4 protein-coding genes are annotated in these 12,488 nt (G+C 64.8%); 1 reads left to right on the plus strand and 3 read right to left on the minus strand.

The genetic code is table 11. The annotated features are described in order from the left end of the window. The 3 genes from ACIQG9_RS29620 to ACIQG9_RS29630 form a co-directional block, all read right to left on the minus strand. Nucleotides 1-189 (minus strand): helix-turn-helix domain-containing protein (locus ACIQG9_RS29620; protein ID WP_400408517.1); only part of this gene is annotated, 189 nt, incomplete at its 3' end. 804 nt (nucleotides 190-993) lie between these two features. After that, nucleotides 994-7,998, minus strand: coding sequence for a polymorphic toxin-type HINT domain-containing protein (locus ACIQG9_RS29625; RefSeq protein WP_400408519.1), 7,005 nt, complete (start codon nucleotides 7,996-7,998; stop codon nucleotides 994-996). A 166-nt stretch (nucleotides 7,999-8,164) separates the two neighbouring features. After that, complete coding sequence (locus tag ACIQG9_RS29630) at nucleotides 8,165-11,476, minus strand: LamG domain-containing protein (RefSeq protein ID WP_400408521.1); 3,312 nt, start codon at nucleotides 11,474-11,476, stop codon at nucleotides 8,165-8,167. Between the two features lie 669 nt (nucleotides 11,477-12,145). Between ACIQG9_RS29630 and ACIQG9_RS29635 the strand changes: the two genes are divergently transcribed. Continuing rightward, nucleotides 12,146-12,439, plus strand: a complete 294-nt coding sequence (locus ACIQG9_RS29635; protein ID WP_400408522.1) for a hypothetical protein — start codon at nucleotides 12,146-12,148, stop codon at nucleotides 12,437-12,439. Nucleotides 12,440-12,488 lie beyond the last annotated feature (49 nt).

Genomic DNA, 12,488 nt, shown 5'->3' on the forward strand with positions numbered 1-12,488 from the left:
AGACCCGCCCGGCCCCTTCGACGCCAGAGCCTGCTCACCACCGGACTGCCACCGCCTGCGCCATCCGTACACCGCGGTCTGCGACACCCGCAACCCGCGCGCGACCTCCGGCACCGACACACCCTCGGCGAACCACCCGGCCGCCCGCCGCCGCACCGCCTCACGCTTCGCCCGCCCCCGCGCGGACAACCCACCTCCATCGGGATACCTCACCCCACCGAACTACCCCAACCCCACGCCGTCACACAGACCACATCGGACGAACCTGACCATTCAAGATCTGTATCGACGCCCATCCCGATACAGTGCGCGACCGAAAGTGGCGGCATCTCGAGGCCGACGATGGTGCCGCCAAGACGGCGCCGACCCGCCGGGCAGATATCCCCGTCGGGCCGGCGCACCAATAACCACAACCACGCGCATCGCCGACAAAGTTCACCGGGAAGCGCAGCCGACTATTTCACCCTGGCACACTCGGCATGCTATTGCCCCGGCAAAAAGTTTGCATTCGAGAAACTAATTCTTGGACACGGTAGAAATTCCGCCTAGTGCGAGCGCGAACACATTTCCCAGAACCTCTCTCACGTCCGGATCCCTATCTATACGCGCCAACGATTCAAACCTCGCTGGAGAAATGTCGATAGTCGCAACTCCACCTCGACCATCCCCACTTGCCACAGAAAAAAGGACAGCGCACCGGTAAGCACGGATCAGGTCGCCTCTCGTCTCCCGCATTAAAGGTGACACCAGAACACTGCCCTCTTTTACCTGAGCACGAAGAGCATCGAGCGACGTCCACCTGGTAGCGAAGCCGCTGCCCTCCGCGTCCCGTTGGAGTTCCAGCAATGACTCAAAGCTGATGTGGCATACACGAAAGTCCGGGTCTTGTTGCCTCACTATAGACATCAGACTTACGAATCCTCTCGTTAACAAGCTTCAACGATACGCCAGAAAATCGGTTCCCCGGAAGGGCTCAAATTACTTTACTCCGGTCTAATCGCACGAGCATGGGTGACGTTGAATTGCGATCGGCGTGTTGGGGTTCAGGCGGCCATCTTTCACACGGTTGACCACTTCATCCACCCTGTGATGCCCGCCAAGAATGCGCCCGTCTCGCGACACTAGAATCCCGTCGCCATGTTCAGCTTTGTTAATCCCGCCCAGGAGATCGTCATTGTCGAGCAATTCGTGATACCACTGCGAAGCAGGGTCGCGAGTCGACTGGCCGGGAGTATACCGACCTTTAAGATCTCCAGCCCTAATCGTTTCGCCGCAGTTGTGTACGAGGACAGGCGTTTTGCCGGCGAGGACATAGTACGTGTGGATGTCAGCGACCGTAAGGTCTCGCATCTGGCGGGACCCGCCGTAGTTCGCGGTGTCGACGACGGCGGTAGCGTTGTCACCTGACAGCAGCTTCTCGGCTGGCTGGAGATCCTTGGCCTCGACCCAGGCTGCGCGGTCCCGGCTCCAGAAGGGGTGGTTCTGAGTAGTCTTCAGAACGACTTCACTGCTATCAGCGGTCTGGACGGTGAGGTCAGTGAGCTCGGTGTCCTGGTTGAGGTGAAGTTGCTCGACGGCCTTGCTTGCCGTGACGCCGGTTTCGGGATCGTGGGCGAGGACCTCGTCCCCCAACTGGATCTCGCCGATCGGGCGAGAGGTGCCGTTGGCCAGTAGGACAGGGGTTGCGGGGTCAAAGCTGTGGCAGCCCTTCCCCGGGCTTGGAATCTTGGGTTTGGGAGCAGCGGTGGCTGCGCTGCCGGCGGTGCGAGACAGGGCTGATTTGATTGCCCCTCCGCCGAACTGGACAGCTGATTTGACGCCCAGTCCGCTGCTCAGCGCGACGGAGGCGCCGAAGGCCGCTGCACCGACCGCCGCTACGCCCGCACCGATGACGGCTCCTGCGGCTGCGCCTAGTAGGGCTCCGCCGAGCATGCCTTGCCAGGTGTCGTCTTCTCGGTCGACGGCGTCTTCGACCAGTGAGGCAACTGCGCCTCCGACAGCTCCGCCGATCGCGGCGCATCCGACTGAGCCGATGCCGGCGGTCGCGCCGAGGCAGACGCCGGTCGCGAGTGCTCCAGCGGCGACTCCCGCTACCGTTCCCACGACCTTGGCGTTGTCCCGGGCCCATTTGACGCTGTTGTCGACGCTCTTCTTCCCTCTGTTGCAGAGGCTGGAGAAGATGCCGCACTTGCTCTTCTTCTTCTTTTTCTCCTTCGGCGGCGTTGCCGGGGGCGCGCCGTCGCCGGTGTGGACGCCGGGGAGATCGTTCATGATCATTTCGCCGGTGGGGTCGGCGAAGGTGATCGGGCTGTAGGAGGCGTAGGAGTACCCCTGCATCTGCTGGGGGTTGGTGAAGTCGATGAGTGGGTCGACGCTGATGAACTGGCCGATGGCGGGGTCGTAGGAACGCGCTCCGATGTGGGTCAGTCCGGTGGGGTCGCTCTCACCGTCGATGTCGCCACCGACGAAGCCTTTGTCGTTGGGCCAGGCGGGGTTTGTGCCGCGCGGGGCACCGTAAGGGTTCTGACGGCGTTTGGTGACCGCCTGGCTGCCAGCGCTGATGGCGGTCTCTTGGGTGCCCTGGTGGTCGCCGATGATCCACGTGACGCCAGTGCTCTGCCGCATGGCGCAGGTTTGGCCGGCGTAGCTGTAGTAGCGGGTGGCGGCCTTCTGCTGGGTGGCAGTGGTGTAGCGAATTTCGGTGCCGGGCAGGTAAAGGGTGGCGCCGGTGGGATCGCGGGCGATCAGTCTGTCACCGTCGCCGTCGTACAGGTAACTGTGGTTCTTTCCGCTGTCGGTGACTCCGGTGAGGTGACCCTCGATGTCCCAGGTGAGGGATTCACTGCCGGCACCTGGTGGGCAGGTGTTCGCGGCGGCGGTGGCGTTCGGGCGGCAGGTGGTGCTGCCGTTCTCGTCGTACCGGTAGTTCTTGGTGCCCGCGCCGAGCCCGGTGGCGGTGACGGCGCTGACGGCGTGCGGGCGGGTCGTCCCCGAGGGGTAGGTGTAGCTGCGGTCCGTGGTCCCGGCGGGGGTGATGGTGCGGTCGCTACGCAGGTTGCCTGCGGTGGGTGTGCCTGCCGTATCGAAGGTCCAGGTGGACCAGTAGGGCGCGGGCCCGGCGAGTTGGTTGGCCTGCGGGGCGACGGCACAGTCGCCGGAGGTGGGGGTCCATGCCTGGGTAAGGCGTCTCAGGTGGTCATGATCGAAGCACTGTACGTCGGCGGTGCCACCGGCGGGTGTGTCGGCGATCCGTTTGATGTTGCCGGCGTCCTCGTAGTCGTAGTGGACGTCCGAGACGTACTGGGGGGCGATCTGGCGCGCCGTGGTGGCGCGCTTGAGTCGCCTGGTGGCTTCTTCGTACTCGAAGGAGCGGTCGACGTAGCTCTGGCCGGTCTGCTGGTAGCGGATCAGTCCGAGTTCGCCGAACTCGGTGTAGGTGGCGTCGATGACGTACTGGCCAGCGTTCGGGTAGTTGGTGGTGAGTTGTTCGGGGAGGCCGGTGACGGGGTCGTAGGTGTGGGTGAGTGTCTCGCCGCCGAGCCCGCCGGCGTTGGGGTAGGTCTCGGTGTCCAGGCTGCCGTCGGGCTTGTATTGACGGGTGAAGATGTAGGTGCCGGACAGCCCGGTCTCGGCGGTGGGGATGACGTAGTCCTCGCCGGTGGGCTGGTAGAGAGCGGTGTATCCACGGATGCGGATCTTGTATTCGTCGGTGCGGCTGGTGCCGGTCCAACGGCTGGTCGAAGCGAGTTGACCCTTGGCGCCACTCGGGTCGTATGCCCAGGTGGCGCGCTTGGTGGTGCTGGCGATGCTGTTGTCGTAGAGGCCGATGCGTCGGCCGAGCAGGTCGTACTGGTAGACGAGCTTCTCGTTGCGGGCGAGGGACCGCGCGTCGGTGACCTCGGTGATGTCGCCGAAGTCGTTGTAGCTGGTGGTGGTCAGGCCCTTGTCGGGGTCGGTGGCGGAGGTTTGCCGGCCCCGGATGTCGTACTCGTAGATCCAGGTGTTGTTGGCGCTGTCCTTGACCTGAACCAGTTGGTTCTTCCGGTTGTAGGTGTAGGACGTGGTGTCGTAGGCGGATGAGGTGCCGCTGGTGAGGTGCTGGCGTAGCTCGGTGGTGTTGCCGCGGGCGTCGACGATCGTGGTGGTGGGGGTGCCACCTGCCGGTGGGGTGACGTAGGTTCGGTCGCCGCCGTAGCGGGTTTGGGTACGCCATTTCTCGGTGAGCGCGTTGTTCACTGAGGAGCGGAGGATGGTCTCGGTGACGCGTCCTGCGCGGTCATATTGGGTGACGGTCTGGCCCTTGATGCGCCATTCGTCGATCGTGTGAAGGTTGATGCCGGGGGTCAGGTAGTTGTCGTAGTGCTGGTCGGTGGTCGTAGTCACTCGGCCAGCGGCGTCGTAGGTCTTCTCGGTGAAGATCGTGCCGCTGCCAGCCTTCGCCGCGGTTTGGGTCTGACGTTCGCGGAGCAGCCCGTCGTAGAGGGAGAAGGTGCTGACGTAGTTGCCGGCGGGGTTGAGGGCTCTGGTGGTGACGGCGTTGACGCCGCCGGCATTGCGGAGGGTGTAGCTGAACTCGGATGACGGTGAGTTCGGGTTGCTGGACTTCGGCCGGTTGGGAAGCCACACCTTGGTCAGTCGGCCGTGGGCGTCATAGGTAAGGTCGGTGCGCTTGAGGTTGATGTCGATGTTGCCGGTGGCGCTGCCCCAGGCACCTTCGATCTCGGCGGTGGTGGTCCATGTCTGGGTGCCGAAGGTCTGCACGGTGTCGACCTTGGTGACGGGTCCGCCGGCGGTGGGGGTGTATGTGGTGGTGGTCTTGTTGCCGCGGACATCGGTGGCTTCGAAGAGGCGACCGTACGGGTCATAGGTGGTTTGGCTGGTGGTCAGCCAGGTGGTGGTGCCGCCGCTCGACGGGCTCCAGCCCTTCATCTCCTCGGCGGTGGTGAGGTTGCCGGCGGTGGGTGCGGTGCCGCCACTCTGCCCGTCGACGTAGTAGGCGTTTCCGTCGTAGCTGCTTCGGGCATCGCCGATGATGTCGTCTGCGGTGGTGGGGCTCTGGGCACACGGCAGGGCGACGGTCTGTATGCGGGCTGTCAACGCCAGGAGGTTGAGGTTGGTGTTGCGCGCGTACGTGGTCGTGATGCAGGACTCGTCGCCGCTGACAGCAAGGTCGCCCTGGTTGTCGACTCTGCTGGGGGCGCCGTAGGAGTCGTAGGTCGTGGATGCCCGGGTTACCCGCCATCCGCGGCCTCCGTCGAGTTTGACCGCCGACCAGTCGGTGTCGGCCCCCGAGTAGCGGGCATAGGTGGTCGTCTGTCCCATGTCACGGGTGGCAGTTGCGCTCGACTGCCAGGGCTTGGTGACGGTGGTGGAGATCGCGTCGGTATCGACTCCGTTGTAGACGGTCTGCTGGCGAACCATCCCGGCCCAGGCATCCTCGTCGTTGCTCTGCGGCGCATCCGCGGCATCGAGGGTGTCACCGTCGCCGTTCAGGTCGACGGCGGGCAGGGTGACGGTGCGCGTGCCACCACCGGTGGGTGAGCTCTTGTCTCCGTGCATGCCCCGGAAGTAGCGGGTTTCCGTGAGGGTGTCTTGGCCGGGCGTTCCCTGGCGTACGCGGACCCGGGCGTAGCCCCGGTAGTCGGCCCAGGTGCGGTACTTGTCCTTGGTCAGCCCGTCGTCGTCGGTGTGCCGCCATGCCGCCCCGTCGAGGTACTCGTAGCGGGTTATCTTGTCGGTGGCGCCGCCGGTGCGATCCGCCTCGGTGACCTGGGTGACGACGTACTTGTGGAAGTACTCCGTCTTGGTCTGATGTGTGTAGGGGTCCTCGGTGAGGACCGGGTAACAGCGCAGCGTGTTCGTCTCTGGAGACGAGGGCATGGTGACGTTCTTGACGCACTGCGGGTCGGAGTAGGTGATGGAGATCTTGCCGCCGGACTCGGTCCAGATGTCGCCCATGCGCATCCAGTTCATCGGCGGGGTGTCGTCGCCGAGCACGTCGACCCGGTTGGGCTTCTGCACGAAGTCGAAGTTGACCTCGGGTAGCGCGTCTCCCGTGCCGGCGGGAAGGCCGACGTGGCCGGACTTGACGATGCTGTCGAGCCACATGCCGTCACGGCTGGAGTCGCCGTTGGGTGGGAACGTGTGGGCCAGTGTCCAGGAGTCGACGTCCTTGTAGTCGGCAGGGGACTTCGTCGCGTCCCATACCTGGGTGGTGACCTTCGCCAGTCGGCTCGTGGTCCAGAAGGTGGGGCTGTACTTGCCCGCGCAACTGGTGCCGGTGCACTCCTGGTCCTTGGGGGTGTCCTTCCAGTTGGCTTTCTGGTCGCAGGCGCTCAGGCAGCGGTCACCTTCGGTGAAGACAACCCGCATCGGCGGTCGGGTGGTCGTGTACACGGTGTCGGTGCCGGTGCGGTTATCCGTGCCATAGTCGATGCGGTTCAGGGTGCCGCCGCGGATGTAGCTCACGTCATCGGTGTCGGTGACGTTACGGGCGTACTTGTTGCTCTGAGGCGTGTACCACATCGACATGGTGTTGCCGTGCAGGTCCACGACGTAGTCGAGGTTCCACCTCCACGCCTGATCGCAGAACGAGTCGAGGTAGGCGGGCTTACGACAGGGTTCCCCGGTGTTGTTGCCCGCCACGGGAACGGTCCAGGTGGAATTGGTGGTGGGCTTGCTTGACGTCCAGCCCTTCAACCTGTTTAGGCCGAAGAAGTACTGCACGCCCTCTGCGTCGGTGATCTTCCAGTACTCGTTGTCGTTGTCCCCGTTGTCGGTGTCGGTGAGCCGCTGGATGCGGGAGCCGTCGTCGACCTTGGGTTTCCACGTGCCACTGGCACCGTCGCGGACCAGCTCCACGGATGAGCCGTTGAGGGACATCACCGCGTTGTCGGTTCCCCAGCACAGGTCGTACGTGTCACTGGTGTTGTTGGCGGTGCCGCCCTTGTCCTCGTCGCACTGCTTGTACTGGCGCTCGATGTATCCAGGCCAGTAGTCGAAACCCTCGCCGACCCAGGAGGGTTGGTTGTTCGACGCGTCACTACGACCGTCGACGGCCGACGAGGAGTAGGCCAGTGTGATGTCAGGGGCCGGGCCACCGAGCGATGGCGGCGTGCGCATCGGATACGACCAGGAGAAGTCTCCGGAGGATCCGCCGGCCGACCAGCTCGACGAGGCTTGCAGCGAGCTTGCTGAGTAGTCGCCGGTGCTGCCCGACGGCGCGGACGTCAACGCGAGAAGCACTCCATGGGCTTCGGCGGTCGCGGAGGTGACGGAGGTGGCGGTGACACCGAGGTCGACGTCGGCCGACACACGCTGCCGGGTCACGTCATTGCGCGAGGGCAGTGGGCGGGGTCGGCAGTCGGCGACGGGCTCGTCGTCGAGTGCGCAGTTCGGTAGTTGGAGGAGCCGGAGACGGGTTGACCAGTCCGCACCGAAGGCATTGGCGAACGAGGAGTAGTCGACGGCGACGCTGACCCGGCCGCGGCTGGTCGTGGCCTTGACCTGGTCCAGGCGGAGCAGAAGTCCGTCCTGCCATCTGCGGGGTGTGGCGGCTCGGCTGAACACCTGCACCCGTGCTGAGGACACTTCCGCCGGGGATGCCTTCGCGGTGGATGCCTGCGGAACTGCGGCTCCTAGACTGCCGACCCATACCGGAAGCGAGCCCGCTCGAGTGCTCGCCGTCACCGATTCGCCCGTGCGGTGGGTCTGTTCCTGCCCCGCATTGACGGTACCCATGGTGATCTGTGCGGAACCACCGGCCGGCCATACCGGTGCCGGCTCCGGCTTGCTCTTCGCACCCTGGGTCAGGTCCTTCGGCCGAGGTTGCGCCTTGACCGGTCTGGCACGGACTGGATCCGGCCGTTGCACCCCGAGGCGGACGGAAGCAGGTTGTGCGGCACGAGCGGGGACGGCGGTCAGCAGTGTGGCAGTGAGGGCAAGGCTGAGTGTGGCCGCCAAGCCGGCGCGTGCCCTGCCCCGGTCGGTGGTGATCATGCGGTGGAGTCGCCAGTAACGAGGTGAGCGGCCGCGACCTCGCGGGGACAGAACGAGCATGACACAACCTCCGTCTTGCAGACACGCTTGCTCAGGATGGGTGGGATCGGAGTGTGAGCTTCGGGTCGGCCGGTGAGGGCTCAGACCCTCAAGCGGTGTCGCAGGATCAGAAGTTCTGGCAGGTACGGCTGGCTTCTCGCTCGGTCATTGCGCCTGCGTAGACACTGATGTCATCGAGCGCACCCTTGAGATGTGCTGTGGTGGCGGTGCCGGCGCCGACATACACGACGGTGGACGACGCACTGCCGATCGCGCCGCTCCCCTCGCTGGCCTGCTTGCAGCCGTTGACGTAGATCCGCACGGTGCTGGTCGCGCCGTCGAAGACCCCGGTCAGGTGTGCCCATCCGCCGGCGGTGGCGAAGCCGTCCGAGACTGCGGTGTACCAGGTTCCGGTCGGCGACTTGACCGCGAACTGCCACCTGCCTGAAGGACCGATGCTGAGTTTGACGGCGCCGTCTGCCTGTCGGACGATGACCTGCTCCTGGGTGCTCACGGTATTGGGGAGGACCCAGGCACTGACGGTCAACGACTGTTCTGTGGGTACGACAGGGCCGTCGGTGACAGCGTGGCCGGTGCCGTTGCCCGAAGTGCCGTATCCCTCTGTCTGTGGGTAGTTGAACCACAGGGCGCCGTCCCCGTCGTGCGCCTCCTCGGTGTAGCCGACGGTCTGCCCCGACGTGTAGGGGTCGGTGCAGCCCTGCAGACGAAGTTCGGGCATGGGCGACCAGTAGGTGCCGTCGCTCATCGGGTCGGGGCACATGCCCAGGCCGTCGTTGAAGGTCCACCGGGCGACCTGCTGCGCGGAGAGCAGTCCCGGATAGTCATCGGTGCCGTTGGCGATGTCCTTGTCTGTGCCGAGGATGTCGTCAGCGGCAATCGCACGGTTCCACAGCCGCACGTCGCGGACCTCACCGGTGAACGGATCGGTGTCGGTCGTCGAAGTGCGGTCTCGTCCGAGCACCACCTTGCCCGTTGCCTTCCAACCGACACCCCGAGAGGACAGCCAGGAGGCATCGGGGGTGATGTCCGCAGCTTGCTGGCCGTTGACGAACAGCCGGACTCGTTGCTCGGTCTCGTTCCAGACTCCCGCCAGATGAACCCATCGATCCGCAGGAAGGACCGCGCTCGCCCACGCATCGGCGAACACGGGGCTGCTCGTGTCGAGCTGGGGTACACGCATCCGCCACTTTCCAGTGGTGCAGTCGTAATTGAGTCGGAAACCGCTGGTGTTGGCCCCGTCGACCGACACCACCGTCTCGTTGCCGGAACAGGTGACAGCGGGCCGCTTCACCCAGGCCGCCACGCTGAAGGAACCGGAGGTGTCCAGGCCGGTGCCCGCAGCGCTGACCGATCCCCTGGTGCCTCCCGCCGTCGCGTCCAGTCGCAGCGTGCTTTCGCCCAGGAGCCAGGTGTCAGGCGTCCAAGCGACGTCAGTAGCCGCGGCGTCGATGGCCAGGTCGGCATCGCCGATCTGATCAGTGAGGCCGCTTCCGCCCACGCTCGTCAACGGCCAATGGGTGATCGGCGCCGACGGCGATCCGACCAGGAACTGGTAGGTCTCCAACGCTCCCGGCACCCCGGCGGCGTTTCGTCCCACCACCGTCAACGCGTTGAGGCCGTGTCGTGGCGGGGTCAGCTGCACCGAATGCATCCCGCCGGCTGTTACGTACACGGTCTTTTGTGTCAAGCCGACCCATCCGAAGGTGTAGCTGACGATGTTGGCAGCGCCTGCGTCGCCGGGTTCGGGTTGGAAGGTGAACGTGCCTGGTACGCCGGGGCCGCCGTGAGCGGCGTCGTCACTGGGATAGGTCGTGGAGGTGACCTTCACTGCTCCGGCAGTCGTGTTGATTGTGAAGTTGCACCACCCCGACAACGGAGATGAGTCGTTGTAGGAGTCCTTGGTTTGAACGTGGAAGGTGTAGGTCTTCCCGTTCGCCGCCGCTCCCAGTTCGATGGTGACCTCGCCATAGTTGTTGGCCGGACGGGCGACCGGGTCGGCCACCGACACGTGCGTCGCGGCGGATGCCTCCTTGTAGGCGAACCAGCCCCTGATCGTGTTCGCGGCACCGTCGGCATCGATGTACTGAGCCTTGAGCTTGACCACGGTAGTTCCGATCGTGGACCCGCACGGCTTCCCCGCCGCCGTGAGGTTGGCGGGCTTGCCCGGCACCGTGTTGTAGGTGACCTCGAGCCATGCCTTGGTGGTGTAGAACTTCTTCCACCGGTCGGAGGCCGTCTCGTAGCCGCCCGACTCGTTGCAGGCGCACAGGCCGACGGTGTACACATCCCAGTTCGAGTTGGCGTACAGCTGGAGGTCCGAGGTCAGCTGACTACTGGTGAACTCGGCATCCTTGTCCGGTTGGACGCTGCCACATCCACCGGACTCGTTCGCGTTGCCTTCCCAGGAGTCCAACCACACGCTGCTGGGGAGTGGCCGCGTGGTCCATGCCATTCTCGACCCAGACGCCACGGTGATCGCGGAGGTGCGAAAGAGGTGCACCCAGGTCGGGGTACACGACTCGGAGTGATCCAGGGTGATCCGAACATTACTGGTCAGAATGTGCTTGCCGTTCAGGCCGTTCACGTCGAACCCGTAGTACGACCGATACAGCTGACCGTTGCTGCTGTACTGGTCCGGTGGCTGCTTGCCCACCCGCGCCGCCGTGGCGTCGTTGTTCTCGCCGTTGCTGGTCGCGTACGACCACTTGTTGCGCAGCTTCTCGAAGGGCGGGTCGATGAACAAGGGATATGTCAGCCCCGGGTCCGCCAGCATGGCCTGGTTGGCAGACACCCGCATCTCGCCGTCGATTAGCGTGACCGCCGCTTGCCCAACCCGCGAGGTGACTGCCGGTTCAGCGGCGGTCGCCGGCTCACCAACCGCCTCGGCAGCGCCTTCTTCCCTGCCGGGCATGGCATGCGCCTGACCGGTGATCGACAGTACCGAGGAGTCCCACATCGACGCTGAACGACTCAGCGCCACCATACGTCCGGTCCGGGTCAACATGCGTACCGAACCATCGTCGGCCGTGACGATGCGCATGTCTCCACCGCTCTTGTACCGCAACGTCTGCACCTCGGCGGTGGCAGCCGCCGACGCACTCTTGACCTCTACCGCGTGCTGGTATCCATCACTCGTCGCGATCACATGCAAGTCCACGTCCGGCAGGACGGACTCGTAGGTGGCAGTCGCGCCATCGATCGTGGGCGGAGGCAGCGGGGTAGGCCACAACAGGGTGAAAGTGGAACCGTCTTCCCGCCAGGTCACCAGCGGTCCAGTGCCGCCACCGGAGAAGGCGACGTCAGCAAGGGTCGCCGCCGGGCGGTACAGGCCATCTGCTCGTTGCGTCAGCCGCGTCGAGATCGGCGTCCATGAACCATCGGGCTTCCGGACGCGCTGGGGAGCGACGGAGGTTCGCATCCGCCGCTCGCCGGAAGGCTCCACAAAGACATGAGACCGATCCGTCCTGCCCGATATGGCCTCTACTGCAGCACCACACCTCGCTGCCATCTCGGCAGCTGCCGACTCGTCCGGAGCCTCTACCGCACAACTGGTGGCTGCACTCGCCGAGTCCTGCCCGATCGGCCCGAGCACGACCGCCGCTCCCAGGAGCAGAGTCACTGCGACGACGGTCAAGGCAGCCGTGGAACGAGGTGCGGTCAGCCGTCCTGCAGGGGCATGCGCACCGACCGCCCTCACGGAGGGATGGAGCCATTCCGTCACCTTCGCTCGGAGGCGGACCCAGCCCCACAGAGTTTGCTCGGCCACAGCTCCCCCGTCTGACGCTCAGCGATCTGGTCGATACATTCAGCTACACAAGATCGATCTGTCAAGAACTTTGGCGATGATCGCCGAAAGACCGGACAGAAATCTCACCAGATACAAGCTAAGCGCCAGACTCTTCAACGAAACACCTCAAATCATGCGCAAAGCGGCTCTAGTTGATCACTTAAGCCTCATACGTTCGACCGCAATTCGCGTTGTGTGCGGGCGCACCGCTGGCGGCGGCATCGTTACCATCACCTGTCACCACATCCACGATCGCGCCCCGAAAGGGAATTCATGGGCATCTGGTTCGTCGACCCGTAGTTGAACCCGGGTGAGCAACGCCTGCACCAGGCCATCGCCAACCAGTTACTGGGACCGAGCCGCACCCTCGGCGGCAGGTTGGTCGTCACCGACAGCCGCGTCGTCTTCGAACCCAATCGCCTCGACCGCCTCACCGGCGGTCGAACCTGGCAGACCGACGCCCAGGCGATCCGCAAGGTGACCGAGACGCCAGGCAGCAAGGAGGCCGTGCGACGCTACGGCCCGGCCGGTGCACGACCTCAAATCACTGAGCCCTTTTTATCGTGGTTCTTGGTTGGTCTGGATGTGGTGTAGGACGAGGACGGCCTGGATGATCGCGGTGGCGCGTCGGGGGCAGCAGCGG

It is taken from the genome of Micromonospora sp. NPDC092111, assembly GCF_044755745.1.
Taxonomy (GTDB): Bacteria; Actinomycetota; Actinomycetes; order Mycobacteriales; family Micromonosporaceae; genus Micromonospora.